This window comes from Parasphingorhabdus pacifica, from assembly GCF_054779195.1.
Genome location: NZ_BAAGYS010000004.1, coordinates 255,223 through 270,292 on the forward strand (window position 1 = coordinate 255,223; position 15,070 = coordinate 270,292).

The 15,070-nt window shown below is 68.7% G+C and carries 14 protein-coding genes; 8 read left to right on the forward strand and 6 right to left on the reverse strand.

The window, feature by feature from the left end; translation table 11 throughout:
• Positions 1 to 228 precede the first annotated feature (228 nt).
• Complete coding sequence (locus ACYVAN_RS05180) at positions 229 to 870, reverse strand: transporter substrate-binding domain-containing protein (protein ID WP_460956185.1); 642 nt, start codon at positions 868 to 870, stop codon at positions 229 to 231.
• A 311-nt stretch (positions 871 to 1,181) separates the two neighbouring features.
• Between ACYVAN_RS05180 and edd the strand changes: the two genes are divergently transcribed.
• From edd to ACYVAN_RS05200, 4 genes are all read left to right on the forward strand, one after another.
• Positions 1,182 to 3,047: a phosphogluconate dehydratase gene (edd, locus tag ACYVAN_RS05185; RefSeq protein ID WP_460956187.1), complete on the forward strand. Its 1,866-nt coding sequence runs from the start codon at positions 1,182 to 1,184 to the stop codon at positions 3,045 to 3,047.
• 210 nt (positions 3,048 to 3,257) lie between these two features.
• On the forward strand, positions 3,258 to 3,881 hold the full coding sequence (eda, locus tag ACYVAN_RS05190; protein WP_460956189.1) for a bifunctional 4-hydroxy-2-oxoglutarate aldolase/2-dehydro-3-deoxy-phosphogluconate aldolase: 624 nt from the start codon (positions 3,258 to 3,260) through the stop codon (positions 3,879 to 3,881).
• A gap of 155 nt (positions 3,882 to 4,036) precedes the next feature.
• A complete protein-coding gene (locus ACYVAN_RS05195; RefSeq protein WP_460956191.1) occupies positions 4,037 to 5,428 on the forward strand; it encodes a polysaccharide deacetylase family protein in 1,392 nt (463 codons plus the stop codon).
• Positions 5,398 to 6,183: a hypothetical protein gene (locus ACYVAN_RS05200; RefSeq protein WP_460956193.1), complete on the forward strand. Its 786-nt coding sequence runs from the start codon at positions 5,398 to 5,400 to the stop codon at positions 6,181 to 6,183. Before ACYVAN_RS05195 ends, ACYVAN_RS05200 begins: the two co-directional genes overlap by 31 nt.
• A 49-nt stretch (positions 6,184 to 6,232) precedes the next feature.
• Here the strand turns inward: ACYVAN_RS05200 and ACYVAN_RS05205 are convergent, their stop codons facing one another.
• Together ACYVAN_RS05205 and ACYVAN_RS05210 are read right to left on the reverse strand one after the other, a co-directional pair.
• On the reverse strand, positions 6,233 to 6,913 hold the full coding sequence (locus ACYVAN_RS05205; protein ID WP_460956195.1) for an HAD family hydrolase: 681 nt from the start codon (positions 6,911 to 6,913) through the stop codon (positions 6,233 to 6,235).
• Between the two features lie 211 nt (positions 6,914 to 7,124).
• Complete coding sequence (locus ACYVAN_RS05210) at positions 7,125 to 7,361, reverse strand: hypothetical protein (protein WP_460956384.1); 237 nt, start codon at positions 7,359 to 7,361, stop codon at positions 7,125 to 7,127.
• On the opposite strand from ACYVAN_RS05210, the gene ACYVAN_RS05215 reads away from it, so the two are divergent.
• Together ACYVAN_RS05215 and ACYVAN_RS05220 are read left to right on the forward strand one after the other, a co-directional pair.
• On the forward strand, positions 7,258 to 7,470 hold the full coding sequence (locus tag ACYVAN_RS05215; protein ID WP_460956196.1) for an SDR family NAD(P)-dependent oxidoreductase: 213 nt from the start codon (positions 7,258 to 7,260) through the stop codon (positions 7,468 to 7,470). The two genes, ACYVAN_RS05210 and ACYVAN_RS05215, sit on opposite strands and share 104 nt — an antisense overlap.
• Positions 7,434 to 7,598 (forward strand): SDR family oxidoreductase, encoded by a 165-nt coding sequence (locus ACYVAN_RS05220; RefSeq protein ID WP_460956198.1) that lies wholly within the window; start codon positions 7,434 to 7,436, stop codon positions 7,596 to 7,598. The genes ACYVAN_RS05215 and ACYVAN_RS05220 overlap by 37 nt, the downstream gene beginning before the upstream one ends.
• A 186-nt stretch (positions 7,599 to 7,784) precedes the next feature.
• On the opposite strand, the gene ACYVAN_RS05225 is transcribed toward ACYVAN_RS05220, so the two are convergent.
• From ACYVAN_RS05225 to ACYVAN_RS05235, 3 genes are all read right to left on the reverse strand, one after another.
• The gene (locus tag ACYVAN_RS05225; protein ID WP_460956200.1) at positions 7,785 to 8,345 is read right to left on the reverse strand and encodes a regulatory protein RecX; all 561 of its coding nucleotides are present in this window, start codon (positions 8,343 to 8,345) and stop codon (positions 7,785 to 7,787) included.
• 73 nt (positions 8,346 to 8,418) lie between these two features.
• Positions 8,419 to 9,465: a recombinase RecA gene (gene recA / locus ACYVAN_RS05230; RefSeq protein ID WP_460956202.1), complete on the reverse strand. Its 1,047-nt coding sequence runs from the start codon at positions 9,463 to 9,465 to the stop codon at positions 8,419 to 8,421.
• A 329-nt stretch (positions 9,466 to 9,794) separates the two neighbouring features.
• Entirely contained in the window at positions 9,795 to 9,989 is a 195-nt protein-coding gene (locus tag ACYVAN_RS05235) for a DUF3046 domain-containing protein (protein WP_460956204.1), read from the reverse strand.
• Between the two features lie 175 nt (positions 9,990 to 10,164).
• On the opposite strand from ACYVAN_RS05235, the gene ACYVAN_RS05240 reads away from it, so the two are divergent.
• Together ACYVAN_RS05240 and ACYVAN_RS05245 are read left to right on the forward strand one after the other, a co-directional pair.
• Entirely contained in the window at positions 10,165 to 10,290 is a 126-nt protein-coding gene (locus ACYVAN_RS05240) for a hypothetical protein (protein ID WP_460956206.1), read from the forward strand.
• A 140-nt stretch (positions 10,291 to 10,430) separates the two neighbouring features.
• Positions 10,431 to 15,044: an ATP-dependent helicase gene (locus tag ACYVAN_RS05245; RefSeq protein ID WP_460956208.1), complete on the forward strand. Its 4,614-nt coding sequence runs from the start codon at positions 10,431 to 10,433 to the stop codon at positions 15,042 to 15,044.
• The last annotated feature ends 26 nt before the right edge of the window (positions 15,045 to 15,070 follow it).

Genomic DNA, 15,070 nt, shown 5'->3' on the forward strand with positions numbered 1-15,070 from the left:
ACGTCCCGCTGTCCCCGGCGACATCCGTCGTCGGGGGCAGTTTTCGGTCGGTCGGCTTCGACGTGAGATCCGGAGACGACGTGGCACGTCACCGGATCGTCGACCTGGCAGGGCGACCGGTTCCGAGCAGCCTGGACGGCCTGCGATGACCGTGGGCGGTGCCAGTCGGGCTGTTCGGCGTCGGCGGGTCCGGCTCTCCTCCTCGGGAAGGCCCGCGATTGGGGCCGATCAGCCCGGGAGCGGACGGGCCTGCACTCCGGCCTCGCCGAGCGTCGCGTCGTAGGCCCGCTGCCAACTGCCGTCGGCGACGGCCTCGTCGAGGATGCGGCGCACCTCGTCGCGCATCACCTCATCACCCGGCCGCATGCCGATGAAGTGCTCCTGCTCCGTACCCGGTGGACCGGTCACCGCGTACGGCCCGACCGCCTCCACCCCGGGGGCGGCCGGATCGAAACCACCCAGCTGCACATCGACGTTGCCTCCGGACATGGCCTCGAGCACCAGGGACGCGGGCAGGCGCCGGTACGAGATCCCGGTCTCCGGGTCCACACCCATCCCCTCGGCGATCATGCGTGCGATCTCGACGTCGAACCCGCCATAGGAACCAGCCCCGGTCCGCTCCACGAACAAGGGCTCATCCGAACGCACTCCGACGATCAGCTTGCCGCGCTGCTTGATCTCCTCGATGGTCGGGGACGATCCCAGCTCGATCGGCTCGGGAGGCGGCGGAACCGCCGCACCCGGCGCCTCGTCGACCGGAGCCTGCAACGGAGGCGGAGCCGAGACACCCGGGGCCCCTTGACCACCACACGCCGACAGCGCGGCACCCACCGACAGCACCGCGGCCAACAACCGCATCCGCTTCCGCATCCGCGCACCCTTCACCAAGCACCGGTTCAGAGGTCTCCTCGCCTCATGATCGCGCATCCGTCCCGGCAGTGTCCGAAGCAGGACGGATTCGTCCGGCGACTTCTACGATCTTCCCGGCGAAAGCGCAGGTCAGGTCGAACCGCCGAGCGCGACGACGACACCGGTTCCCCGCCTGTCGGATGTACGGCGTTTTACATCGAGGCAACTTGATCGTTTTGGAAATCCGGACATACGAGTTACTGTGTCGACTGTCACGACTCGAGGCGCCAACGTCGTCGCCCGCATCACCAGCTACACCAGGGAGGCGGCCAATGGCGTCGAACGCGTCCGTTCATCCTGCCGTTCAGCAGGTAACCGACCGGATCAAGGCACGCAGCGAAGCAGCACGAAACGCGTATCTCGACCGCGTCCGCGCCGCAGCGTCCGAAGGCCCCGTGCGAGCCGGTATGCCCTGCAGCAACCTGGCGCACGGATTCGCCGCCTGCGGCGGCGACGACCGGTTGGCGATCCGTGGAGAGACCAAACCCGGAATCGCTATCGTGTCGGCCTACAACGACATGCTTTCGGCCCATCAGCCGTACGTCGACTACCCCGCAGCGCTCAAGGACGCCGTGCGGGAGTCGGGCGGGGTCGCCCAGTTCGCGGGCGGTGTCCCCGCCATGTGCGATGGCATCACGCAGGGACGAACCGGCATGGAACTGTCGCTGTTCTCCCGGGAGGTCATCGCGATGGCCACCGGGGTTGCGCTCTCGCACGACATGTTCGACGGCTCGCTGCTGCTCGGGATCTGCGACAAGATCGTGCCCGGGCTGCTCATCGGCAGCCTCACCTTCGGCCACCTGCCGAGCATGCTCGTTCCCGCAGGACCGATGCCGTCCGGCCTGCCGAACAGCGAGAAGAGCCGCATTCGCCAGCTGTTCGCCGAAGGCAAGGCCACCAGGGAAGACCTGTTGGAGGCCGAGTCCGCCTCCTACCACTCCCCCGGAACCTGCACGTTCTACGGAACGGCCAACTCGAACCAGCTCGTCGTGGAAGTCATGGGCCTGCAACTGCCGGGTTCCAGTTTCGTCAGCCCGGGCACGCCGCTGCGCGAAGCGCTCACCGCGGAGGCATCCCGGCGGATCGTCCAGATCAGTCGTGGTGACGACTACACGCCCATCGGCGAGATCATCGACGAGCGCGCGATCGTCAACGGCGTGGTCGCGCTGCTTTCCACCGGCGGCTCGACCAACCACACGCTGCACTTGGTCGCAATCGCCGCGGCCGCGGGCATCGAACTGACCTGGGAGGATTTCGCCGAGCTCTCCGCGGTCGTTCCGTCGCTGTCCCGCGTCTACCCGAACGGGTCGGCCGACATCAACCACTTCGCCGCTGCGGGCGGCGTGCAGACCCTCGTCAGCCAGCTGCTCGACGCCGGGATGCTGCATCCCGACGTCCGCACCGTCGCCGGCGACGGCCTGGAGCACTACCGCAAGCAACCGTTCCTCGAGGACGGACAGCTGGTGTGGCGGGACGGGCCGAGCAGCAGCCTCGACCGGGACGTGCTGCGCGACTTCGACGACCCGTTCGCCCCCGACGGTGGCCTGCGCGTGCTCGACGGCAACCTGGGCCGTTCGGTGATCAAGGTGTCCGCGGTCAAATCCGAACACCGCGTGGTCAACGCGCCCGCCCGGATCTTCGATGACCAGCAGGCATTCAACGCCGCGTTCAAAGCCGGCGAGCTCGATCAGGACGCCGTCGTGGTGCTCCGCAACCAGGGCCCGCAGGCCAACGGCATGCCCGAACTCCACGGGCTCACCCCGGCGCTGGGGGTGCTGATGGATCGCGGTCACCAGGTCGCGCTCGTCACCGACGGCCGGATGTCCGGCGCGTCCGGCAAGATTCCGGCGGCGATTCAGCTCACCCCGGAGGCCAGCGCGGGTGGCCCACTGGCGAAGCTGCACGACGGCGACATGGTCCGGCTGGACGCGGACAACGGAACCCTCGAGGTGCTCGTGCCGGACTCCGAATTGCATACCCGTCGGCCCGCACCCGGCGCCCCGAGCACGCAGTTCGGCACCGGACGTGAACTGTTCGCACCGTTCCGCCAGGCAGTGGGCCGCGCGGATCAGGGCGCGACGGTATTCACCCCACCAACGGAGCAGACCCGCGTGACATCCGGTCAGCCGCAGCACTGACCTGAACCGCCCCGGACGTCCAGATCCGGTTCGAGCGCGGCCGACGACGAGCACACCCGCAACTCCCCATGGAGTGGGCAATACTCGCCTCATCGGCAGACCCGAGCTCGCACCGGCCGGACCCACCACGACTCGCCGACCACTCGGCGACAGCCGCGCCCGGTCCCGCTGCTCCACCGTAGTCCGGGACCGGCGCCGATAGGAGTTTCGATGAAGACAGCAGCCGAGGTGCTGGACATCAGCCCGGTCGTTCCCGTCGTCGCACTCGATGATGCCGCCCACGCCGTCCCGCTGGCCGAAGCCCTACTGCGCGGCGGCATCCGCACCATCGAGGTCACCCTTCGCACTCCCGCCGCTCTTCCCGCGATCGAACGACTCGCGGCGGAGGCCCCCGACATCGTCGTCGGCGCAGGCACCATCACCGAACCGGGCCAAGCGGGCAAGGCCGCCGATGCGGGTGCCCGCTACTTGGTGACCCCCGGATACACCGATCGCCTGCTCGACGAGTTGGACGACTCGGGCCTGCCGTACCTGGCCGGAGCGAGCACGGTTTCCGAGGCGATGCGGTTGGCCGAGCGCGGCGCGACCGGAATGAAGTTCTTCCCGGCCGAACCCAGCGGTGGTATCCCATACCTCAAGTCGATCGCCGGACCGCTACCCAACCTGCGCTTCTGCCCGACGGGCGGAATCACCCCGGAATCCGCACCGCGCTACCTCGCCCTCCCCAACGTGGGATGCGTCGGTGGATCCTGGCTCGCGCCTTCCAGCTTGCTCGCCGCCGGCCAATGGGGCCAGGTCGAGGCGCTGGCACGCCAGGCCGCCGCCATGGGGTGAGTCCGGCATCGCCGTGCCGGTTCCAACCGGCCGGCACGGCGGTGAATCTCGTGCAAACGCGGTACCGGCCACCCCTGCGACGCCTGATTCGGCTGAGCACGCTCCCCCCGTAGCGTCGGGCTCGCAGCGCAACCGACCTTCCGGGTGGTCGCGGTATGGCCAGTGATGACAGCACGGACGCCCCTGCGGGCACGCCACGACGTGCCCGCAGACGGTGGCCGGTCCTGGCCTCCCTCGTACTGGTCCTGGCCGTCGCGGTTCCCCTGCCCGCGGGCGCGCAGGAAGGTCCGACCACCATCGTCAGCTTCACCATCGATGACGGGACGGTGTCCCAACCAGTGGGTGCCGACATCCTCACCCGGCACCAGATGCGCGGAACCTTCTACATCGTCTCCGGCTCGATCGGAAAACCCGGTTACATGAGCCACGACGACCTCAGGCGGGTCGCCGCTGCCGGCCACGAGATCGGTGGCCACACGGTCAACCATCCGGATCTGGCTACCACCCGCCCCGACGAAACCCGGCGGCAGATCTGCCAGGACCGCAACAACCTCACCGAGTGGGGCTACCGGGTCACGTCCTTCGCCTACCCGTACAGCACCCGCTCGCAGACGGCCAAGACCGCCGCGGAAGACTGCGGTTACAACAGCGCCCGCGCACTCGGAGATCTCTACTCGCCGCACGAGTGCGCCGACTGCACGCCGGCCGAGACCGTTCCTCCCCGAGATCCCTACGAGATCCGCTCGCCGGGCATGGTCGGTCCGAGGTGGACATTGCGCGACCTTCAGCAGGTCGTGCTCCGAGCCGAACAGTCGGGTGGTGGCTGGGTTCCGCTCGTATTCCACCGGACCTGCGACTTCTGCGGCGAGATGGCGATCCGTCCACAGGTGCTCGACGAGTTCGCCGGCTGGCTCGCGAAGCGCGAATCCCGCGGAACGGTGGTGCGAACGGTCGACCAGGTCATCGGCGGCCCGGTACGAGCGTCCGCCGAGGGACCGCCGGTCGAAACAGTCCACGAACTGCCGAATCCGTCGCTCGAACTGAGCGGCCACGCCCCGGCCCCGCGGGGCTGGTCTGCTTCGACGTGGGGCAACAACGAATCGACCGGGACCCGCACCCGGGACGCACGCACCGGCGAGTGGGCGTATCGGGTCGACGTCGCGCGACACGTCGACGGCGATGCCAAGCTGATGCCCGAACTCGACCTCGGCGCATCGGCCCCGGCCATCCGTCCGGGCAATCGGTACACGGTAAGCACCTGGTACAAGGCCTCGGCGCCGACCCAGCTCGCGCTCTACTACCGCGATCAGGACGGAAGATGGCAGTACTGGTCATCGAGTCCGTCGTTCGCCGCCTCGGAGGACTGGCAGCAGGCCAGCTGGACCAGCCCGCCCGCCCCAACGGAGGCGACCGGCCTCAGCTTCGGGCTTGCGCTGTTCTCCGACGGTTCGGTCACCACCGACGACTACGCGTTGGACGTGGCCCCCGACCCCACCCTCTGCGACCGCCTCGACCTGTGGGCACCGCTGCGATGGGTGTGCGACTGATCCGGATGCGGAACCGGTTGCCGGGAACTCTGCTCGCGGCAACGCTGGCCGTGACGGCATGCGTCGCCGACTCGCCGGTGGACGCGCCCCACGGCCGGGTGTACCCGCTGCACACCGGCATCGTCGCCACCACGTTCTGGGTCGGCGAAGTCCTCGATCCGACGGCCTCGGACGGTAGCCAGGTCGTCTCCGCCTACGACTCGGACTGGATGGAGCACTACGGCGGTTGCGACGGTATCCGGCGTGGCGACACGTGCACGACCGAACGACGCACGGCCGCCAACGACTTCTTCCCGACCAGGATGGTTCCCCAGGAGAACCCGTTCTACCTGGATCTGCCGTTCGACGATCTCAACGATCCGACCGCGTTCGCCCAGCGAGCCGCGGTCGTGCCGTGGAGCGATGATCCCGGATATGCGGGTCATGCCACCGACCCGTCGTTCAGCTACCTGAAGAACCGCTGGGTGATGATCTCCAACGGCACGGCCACCTGCTACGGACAGATCCAGGACGCGGGCCCCGGCGAGTACCACGACGCGGAGTACGTGTTCGGCGCCCACGATGCCCGTCCGGCCAACCAGAAGTTCAACGGAGCGGGCATGGACGTCTCTCCTGCGCTGAACGGCTGTCTGGGTTTTCAGCAGCTCAACGGGAACCAGGACGTGGTCGACTGGAGGTTCGTCGACGCCGAGGACGTTCCGCCCGGACCGTGGAAACGCATCGTCACCACCCGTCCGCCCGTACGCGACTGGTAACGCACGCACAGCACCGCCACGGTGCGAAATACCGGCTGCGCAATACCGGCTACGCGGCGGCCTCGGCATCGATCAACCGTATCGCCTCGGGGATCGAGTCGACGACGGGGAAACCGGAGCCTTCGAGTGCACGACGACTCATGACACCGGTGGTCAGCAATACGCAGTCGGTACCCACCCGGCTCGCCGCGACCGCGTCGTCGAGCACATCGCCGATCAGCACGACACCGGCCGGATCCAGCGCCAGCTCGGCGACGTGCCGCTGCAGGTGCTCGGCCTTGGATCCGCCGCCGACCTCGTCGCGAAGTCCATCGACCCTGGCGAACAACGACCGCAGACCGAAGTCCTCCACCAGCGGTACGAGCTCCTCGTGGAACCACATCGACAGCAGCGACTGGGTCCCGCCCGCGACCTGCCAGTCGCGGAGCACTCCGGGAACGCCCCGGGCCAGGTCGCAGCTGTGCAGCAATTCCCCGTAGGCCTCGTGGTAGAGCCCGTCGATGCGAGCCCACTCCTGTTCGGTCAGGCTGCGCTCCAGCACCCGCTCGTAGCACTGCAGCAACGGGCGGCTGAACACCTCGCGCCATCGTGCGAGGTCGATGCCGGGATGGTCGAACGATGCGCACACGGTGTTCACCGCTGAGAGCACCGCGTGATTATCATCGAAGAGAGTGCCGTTCCAGTCCCACACGATGTGCGACGGGCTGGGCACGCCGGTCTTGTTCGCCACGAGCGGGGACTCTACGAGAATGCCGTGCGGCTCGGAACGCCGGTACCGGACTGCTGTCGACCGAGTGGAATCGAGGCTCGATTCGCCCGCCCCTGAAACGCCCGCCCCTGCGGGACGACGCGACTTGGGTTTGCCCGCTGTTGAACTCGGCGAGGATCCGATGGTTCCAGGTTCGATGTCAGGTTCCGAGTCCCGTGAGCTGATCGAGCTGTCAGACGGAGCCGACGTGAGTGGGAGGTTGCTCGCCGAGGTGGGTTTGCAGGTCGTCGAGGAAGACGCGGAGTAGCTCGGACAGGGCGGCCTGCTGGTCAGCAGTGGGGCCCGAGATGAGCTCGGCCTCGCGCATGAGGACACGGTCGACGAGTTGCTCGACTAGTTCGTGTCCCGCCGAGGTCAGCGTGCGAACTGTGTTGGTAACCGGCGGCGGAACCGGCTTCGGTCTGGCCATAGCAACCCGGTTCGCCAAAGACGGGGACCGGGTGTACATCACCGGGCGTCGGAAAGCTGTCCTGGACGAGGCATGTCGATCCCTCGGCGGGCAGGCGCGGGCGCACTGACCGCACTGAGCAGGCACGGTCATCCCGAGGAAATCGCCGACACCGTCCACTTCCTCGCCTCCCCCGGAGCGCGCTTCACCACCGGACAAGTGATCAACGTCAACGGCGGTGCGCGCACCACCCGATGAACAGACCACAGCACGCCGGAACGGTCCCTGCTCCTACACGCCGGGGTAGTGCCGCGTCGCCGCCGCTACCCCCGCGAGGCACTGTTCGGCAACGTCGTCCGACATCGTCCGCAGCGCGCGAGAGAAGCTGACCTGCTAGGGCGAACCAGTCCCGCCGACGCTCACCCCTCGGCCGGGACGGCCCGCTTACTCGTCCACCTCGACGTCCGCGTCCGGAAAGCCGAAGTGCTCGATCTCCTCCCGCACAACCCGGAAGGCCAGACCTTCGCCATATCCCTTGCGTGCCAGCATCCCCACCAGTCGGCGGGTGCGCTTCGTGCTGTCCACCCTGGCCATCGCGGGCATCTTCCGGCGGACGAGCTCCCGGGCGCGCTCGACCTCCGCTTCTTCGTCGACAGTGGACAGAGCTTCGGCGACGAGGTGTTCCTCGACACCCTTGCGCCGCAACTCGAACCCCAAAGCCTTGCGCCCGAGCCCCTGGTACTGATGCCGCTCGTGCACCCAGCTCTCGGCGAACGCGGCATCGTCGACGAGCCCCGCGTCGACGAACTTCCGCAACACATCCTCGGCGACCTCTTCGTCGATCTCCTTGCGCAGCAGGGCCTGCCGGAGTTCGGCCCGGCTCCGCGCCCGGACGGCGAGGAGCCGGTACACCACGTCCCGCGCCAACTGCTGGGTGTCGGTTCCCTCCGTTGCGGAAGAGACGGGTGCCTCCCGGCCGGCCTCGGGGTCGTCGGCAGCCGACACCGTCTGGCCGTCGCGAGAGCGACCCGACGCGCCGCTCCCACGACGGTGAGAACTGTCAGTGCTCATAGATCACTCAGAACTCCACCGGGGCCGGACTTCCGCCCTCTTCCTCGGAATCCACCGTGGCCCCGATTCCCAGCTTCTCCTTGATCCGCTTCTCGACCTCGTTGGCGATGTCGGGGTTGTCCCGCATGAACTTTCGGGCGTTCTCCTTGCCCTGCCCGAGCTGGTCTCCCTCGTAGGTGTACCAAGCGCCGGACTTGCGGATGATTCCCTGCTCGACGCCCATGTCGATCAGCGAGCCCTCTCGGCTGATCCCGGTGCCGTAGATGATGTCGAACTCGGCCTGCTTGAACGGCGGTGCGATCTTGTTCTTCACGATCTTGACCCGGGTCCGGTTGCCGACCGCGTCGGAACCGTCCTTGAGCGTCTCGATGCGGCGCACGTCCAACCGCACCGACGCGTAGAACTTCAGCGCCTTACCGCCGGTGGTCGTCTCGGGCGACCCGAACATGACGCCCACCTTCTCGCGGAGCTGGTTGATGAAGATCGCGGTCGTCTTGGCGTTGTAGAGCGCGGACGTCAGCTTCCGCAGCGCCTGGCTCATCAGCCGGGCCTGTAGACCGACGTGGCTGTCCCCCATCTCGCCCTCGATCTCCGCCCGGGGAACCAGCGCGGCCACCGAGTCGATGACGATGCAGTCGAGGGCACCGGAGCGAATGAGCATGTCCGCGATCTCCAGTGCCTGCTCACCGGTATCCGGCTGGGAGACCAGCAGGTTGTCGGTGTCCACTCCGATCGCCTTCGCGTACTCCGGGTCCAGGGCGTGCTCGGCGTCGATGAACGCCGCCGTGCCGCCCAGGCTCTGCGCGCCGGCCACGGCGTGCAGCGCCACGGAGGTCTTACCGCTGCTCTCCGGGCCGTAGATCTCGACGACGCGCCCCCGCGGCAACCCGCCGATGCCGAGCGCCACGTCCAGCGAGATGGATCCCGTGGGGATGACTTCGATCGGCGCGCGCGTCTCGTCTCCGAGCCGCATCACCGAGCCCTTGCCGTACTGCTTGTCGATCTGGGCGAGGGCGAGCTCAAGCGCCTTGCCCTTGTCGGGTGTCGCTGCCATCGGGGTCCACCTCGGTCAAGTCGGGCTTCGTCGTATCGGAATCGACGCTACGGGTTGGGACCGACATTCCATCCGCCGACTCGCGGCCCACGGGGGCAGCCGTCCCTTACACCCCCATACTAGACGAACGCGTGTTCGATCAGACGGTCGACACGCAGGTGAATCCCACCACCGGGTGGCGGTGGGCTCTCGCCCTCACACAGGTATCCACCGTCCGGCCAGTATCCGGCCTCCGCCGTCGGCAGTATCCGGTCGACGTGCTCGCGCCGGCACGAGCACTCCGCCGGAGAGGCCTCCGCAGGTCCGCACCCGACCGCGCGTCGCGCCGTTCAACGCCGTTCGGCGGGAATGTCGAACGTGTCGCAGACGGCGTGCCAGACCTCCTTGGGGAACAACCCCGCGTCCAAGGCCTGGTCGACGGTGCGGCCACCCAACTCGGCCATCACGTGGTCCTGGGCGAGCATCTCGGCTCGGATCTCGCCGAATTCCTCGGCCATTCGACGGCGGAACGCGGTATGACGCATCACCACCAAGCCTACGGGGCGCTCGCAGCGCCCCTGAGAACTCGTCCTCACCCGGTCGTCACCGAAGATCAGCGGACCGCAGTAGAAACGACCCGAGCAGGTCTCGCACCACCGCGCGGGAGTCCGACCGACGTGCCGAGCGTCGCGCGCCGGAGTTCTCACTAGACTGACGGGTGTGCTACTCCTCCAAGCCGATCCGACAGGACTGTCCAGTCCACTGGGCCAGTTGGTGATCGCGGCCGGTTTCATCACCGTGATCGTGGTGGCCGTCCGCTGGTTCTGGGACCAGCGGAAGAAGTAGTTGAGGCACGCTCGCAGACCCTGCGGGTGACTCACCGAACTCGACCCGCGCCTTCGCAGCCCCCGCTCGCACGACCCCGCTCTCGGGCGGACCGGACACTCACGACCTGCGGTGTCGGTGGCGTGGTCCAGCATGGAACGGTGACCGATGTGCTGGACCTGTTCTCCCCCGCCACCCGGGACTGGTTCCGGGACGCGTTCGCCACGCCCACCGAGTCGCAGACCGGAGCGTGGGAAGCGATCGCACGGGGAGAGCACGCGCTCGTGGTGGCCCCCACCGGTTCGGGCAAGACGCTCGCGGCGTTCCTCTCCGCGCTGGACTCGCTGGCGGTGCGCGAACGGCCCGAGGACCCCACGAAACGCTGCCGGGTCCTGTACGTCTCGCCGATGAAGGCGCTGGCGGTGGACGTGGAACGCAACCTACGGGCGCCGCTGGCCGGTATCCAGCAGGCCGCGCGGCGAAGGGGGACGCAACCACCGGACATCACCGTCGGCCTTCGAACCGGCGATACCCCGGCCGATCAGCGACGCCAGTTCACGCGGAAGCCGCCGGACGTGCTGGTCACCACCCCGGAATCGCTTTTCCTGCTGTTGACCTCGGCCGCTCGGGAATCCTTGCGCGGTGTCGAGACGGTGATCGTCGACGAGGTCCACGCGGTGGTGGGCACCAAGCGCGGCGCACACCTGGGGCTGTCGCTGGAGCGCCTCGACGACCTGCTGTCCGGCCCCGCACAGCGAATCGGACTGTCGGCCACGGTGCGACCGATCGACGAGGTGCGCACGTTCCTCGCCGGTGGGCGCCCGGTGCGCACCGTCCAGCCGATACGCGGAAAGCAGGTGGAGGTCCGGGTCGAGGTTCCGGTCCCGGACATGGCCGAGCTGGGCGCACCGTCCGGCGAGGTCGAAGGATCGGCCGCCGGCGCCGAGCAGCACACCTCGATCTGGCCATCGGTCCAGGAGCGGATACTCGAGCTGCTGCGCGGGCACCGGTCGACGATCGTGTTCGCCAACTCCCGCCGCTTGGCCGAACGTCTGACCTCGGGCATCAACGAACTCGCCGAGGAGGAGACCGACCGGCAGGCAGAAGTCGGCAGGCAGGAGGCGACCGGGCGGTTCCCCGCCGAAGCCGTGGGTGGCTCGGGCATCACCTCGGGTGCCACGACAGCGGTCGCCAAGGCCCATCACGGATCGATGTCCAAGGAACAGCGCTCCCAAGTAGAGGAAGAACTGAAGTCGGGACGGCTGGCATGCGTCGTGGCCACCTCGTCACTGGAGCTGGGCATCGACATGGGTGCCGTGGACCTGGTCGTGCAGGTCGAGACACCACCCAGCGTGGCTTCCGGTCTGCAGCGGATCGGGCGCGGCGGGCACCAGGTCGGAGCGGTGTCCCAGGGCGTGGTGTTCCCGAAGTTCCGGGGCGACCTGGTCGGCTGCGCGGTGGTCTCCGAGCGCATGGCCGACGGGTTGATCGAATCACTCGCGTTTCCCCGCAACCCGCTGGACGTGCTGGCCCAACAGGTCGTCGCGATGGTCGCGATGGACAACTGGCCGCTGGACCGGCTGACCTCAGTGGTTCGCCGGGCGGCTTCCTTCGCCGGCCTGCCCGACTCGGCACTGCACGCGGTGTTGGACATGCTCGCCGGGCGCTACCCCAGCGAGGAATTCGGCGAGCTGCGCGCCCGCATCGTGTGGGATCGGATCAACGACGAACTGCGCGCACGTCCCGGTGCCCAGCGCCTGGCCGTGACCTCCGGCGGCACGATCCCCGACCGAGGCCTCTTCACCGTCACCACACCCGGGGACGACACCGCGGGCAAGGGCGGAGTACGCGTCGGCGAGCTGGACGAGGAGATGGTTTACGAATCACGGGTGGGAGACACCTTCCTGCTCGGGACCTCCTCGTGGCGGGTCGAGGACATCACCCACGACCGGGTGGTGGTGGTTCCGGCACCCGGACAGCCCGCCCGGATGCCGTTCTGGAAGGGCGATTCACCGGGGAGACCGCTGGAGCTGGGCAGAGCGCTCGGTGCCTTCGTCCGGGAGCTGGTGGCGGCGGACCCGGCGAAGGCGGCTGCCCGCGTGGAGGCTGCCGGGTTGGACACGTGGGCCAGGGAGAACCTGCTCGCCTACTTGGAGGAGCAACGCAAGGCCACCGGCCGGGTGCCGGATGACCGCACGGTTGTCGTGGAACGGTTCCGCGACGAGTTGGGCGACTGGCGGATGGTCGTGCACTCGCCGTTCGGCGCCCAGGTCAACGCCCCGTGGGCGCTCGCGATCGGCGCGAGCCTGCGCGAGCGCCGCGGTATCGATCCGCAGGTCGCGTCATCGGACGACGGGATCGTGCTCCGACTGGCGGATGCGCTCGACGAGTCCGGCACCGAAGTGCTCCCCTCCGCAGCGGACGTGCTGCTCGCCTCCGACGAGGTCAACCAGGTGGTGACCGCCGAGGTCGGGGGTTCGGCGTTGTTCGCGTCCCGGTTCCGGGAGTGCGCTGCTCGGGCACTGCTGTTGCCCCGACGGGACCCCGGGCGGCGGTCGCCGCTGTGGCAGCAGCGTCAGCGAGCGGCCCAGCTGCTCGCGGTCGCCTCGCGCTACGAGGAGTTCCCGATCGTGCTGGAAGCCATGCGGGAATGCCTGCAGGACGTGTACGACGTGCCGGGACTCACCGAGCTGATGTCCCAGGTCGAGTCCCGCACGGTCCGGGTGGTGGAGGTCGAGACGCCGACGCCTTCCCCGTTCGCGCGAAGCCTCCTGTTCGGCTACATCGGAATGTTCCTCTACGAAACCGATGCTCCGCTGGCCGAACGCAGATCCGCGGCGTTGAGCCTGGACTCCACGCTGCTGGCCGAACTGCTGGGTTCCGAGGCGTTGCGCGAGCTGTTGGATCCCGAGGTCGTCGACGAGGTCGAGGCCCAGTTGCAGCGCTTGGTTCCCGAGCGGCACGCGGGCGACGAGGAATCGACCGTGGACCTGCTGCGCTTCCTCGGCGATCTCACCACCGAGGAAGCCCGACAGCGTGGCGTGCGCACCGAGTGGTTGGAGGACCTGCGGGATCAGCGTCGGGTGCTAGAGGTGCGGATCGCGGGCCAACAGCGCTGGATCGCGATCGAGGACGCGGGCAAGATGCGGGACGCGCTCGGGGTGGCTCTCCCGGTGGGCGTTCCCGAAGCGTTCACCGAGCTCGTAGCCGATCCGGTCGGTGAGCTGCTCATCCGGTATGCCCGCTGCAGAGGACCGTTCACCGCCGATGCCGCCGCGCATCGGTTCGGTCTGGGAGTGGCGGTGGCGCACGGCGTGCTGGATCGGTTGACGTCCGGAGGACGGCTGGTTCGCGGTGAGCTCCGCCCGCTCGAAGCCGGTGGCGGCAATGCTCTGGAGTACTGCGATGCGGAGGTGCTGCGCCGGTTGCGGCGTGGCTCGCTGGCCCGGCTCCGATCCGATGTAGAGCCGGTGGAGCCGTCGACGCTGGGACGGTTCCTGCCCGCTTGGCACGGCATAGGGACGCGTTCGCGGTCCTCGCCCACGGTCGACGACGTGCTCGGAGTCGTCGAGCAGCTCGCGGGAGCGCCGGTTCCGGCCAGCGCGCTGGAGTCGTTGGTCCTGCCCGCTCGACTGCCCGGCTACACACCGGCACTGCTCGACGAGCTGACCGCCACGGGGGAGGTCAGCTGGGTCGGGTCCGGAGCGCTCGCCGGTGGCGACGGCTGGGTGGCGCTGGCACCGACCGATGTCGCGGACCTGCTCCTTCCGGACCGGCCCGATGCCGAGGCGCCGGATTCACCCCTCCACCGCGCCATCCTGGCCGCGTTGGAGGGTGGCGCGCTGTTCTTTCGGCAGCTCGTCGATCGGACGAGTGCCGCGTTGTCGGAGATCGGCGAGGGTATCCCCACGGACGAGAACGTCACCGCCGGGCTGTGGGAGCTGGTGTGGTCGGGCTCGGTCACCAACGACACCCTTGCGCCGCTACGCTCGCTGATCTCCGGGCGGGGTGCCGCGCACAAGCCTCGGCGCAACGCACCGCGAGGCCGCTACGCACGGCTCCGCGCGGGTCGACCGTCGATGCCGAGCCGCACCGGTCCCCCCACGGTCTCCGGCCGGTGGTCGCTCGCCCCGAATCCCACCACCGAACCGACCCGCCGCGCCCACGCTCGTGCCGAGGCCTTTCTGGAGCGGCACGGCGTCCTGACCCGCGGAGCGCTGGACACCGAACGAGTCACCGGCGGTTTCGCTGCGGTCTACAAGGTGTTGCGGGCGATGGAGGAATCCGGCCGGTGTCGACGTGGTTACGTGATCGAGGGGCTGGGGGCCGCCCAGTTCGCCGTTCCCGGCGCGATCGACCGGCTGCGTGCGCTGTCCCGCGCCGACGGTCCGGGAGAACCCGATGAAGCCGAAACCGTCGTGCTGGCAGCCGCGGATCCCGCCCAGCCGTACGGGGCGGCGCTGGAGTGGCCTGCCCCGATCGGCGAGACGCGGCATCGTCCCGGCCGCAAGGCGGGTGCCCTGGTGGTGCTCGTCGACGGGGACGCGGTTTTCTACGTCGAACGCGGCGGCAAGTCGTTGTTGTCGTTCACCGACAAGGACGGGCCGCTCCGGTCCGCTGCCCGAGCATTGGCCGGCAGTGTCCGGGAAGGGTGGCTCGAACAGCTCGCGGTGCAGCGCGCCGACGGCGAGGGGGCGCTCGGCTCACATCTGGCTGGTGTGCTTACCGAAGCGGGCTTCCGCGCGACTCCCAAGGGATTGCGGCTACGGTCCTGAGACACCTGGTCCTGAAACGCCTGGCG

What these genes read in the sequence shown, in the direction of transcription:
- ACYVAN_RS05180 (WP_460956185.1), bottom strand. Translation starts at nt 870, where the DNA reads ATGCGGAAGCGGATGCGGTTGTTGGCCGCGGTGCTGTCGGTGGGTGCC.
- edd (WP_460956187.1), top strand. Translation starts at nt 1,182, where the DNA reads ATGGCGTCGAACGCGTCCGTTCATCCTGCCGTTCAGCAGGTAACCGAC.
- eda (WP_460956189.1), top strand. Translation starts at nt 3,258, where the DNA reads ATGAAGACAGCAGCCGAGGTGCTGGACATCAGCCCGGTCGTTCCCGTC.
- ACYVAN_RS05195 (WP_460956191.1), top strand. Translation starts at nt 4,037, where the DNA reads ATGGCCAGTGATGACAGCACGGACGCCCCTGCGGGCACGCCACGACGT.
- ACYVAN_RS05215 (WP_460956196.1), top strand. Translation starts at nt 7,258, where the DNA reads ATGAGGACACGGTCGACGAGTTGCTCGACTAGTTCGTGTCCCGCCGAG.
- ACYVAN_RS05210 (WP_460956384.1), bottom strand. Translation starts at nt 7,361, where the DNA reads ATGGCCAGACCGAAGCCGGTTCCGCCGCCGGTTACCAACACAGTTCGC.
- ACYVAN_RS05220 (WP_460956198.1), top strand. Translation starts at nt 7,434, where the DNA reads ATGTCGATCCCTCGGCGGGCAGGCGCGGGCGCACTGACCGCACTGAGC.
- recA (WP_460956202.1), bottom strand. Translation starts at nt 9,465, where the DNA reads ATGGCAGCGACACCCGACAAGGGCAAGGCGCTTGAGCTCGCCCTCGCC.
- ACYVAN_RS05235 (WP_460956204.1), bottom strand. Translation starts at nt 9,989, where the DNA reads ATGCGTCATACCGCGTTCCGCCGTCGAATGGCCGAGGAATTCGGCGAG.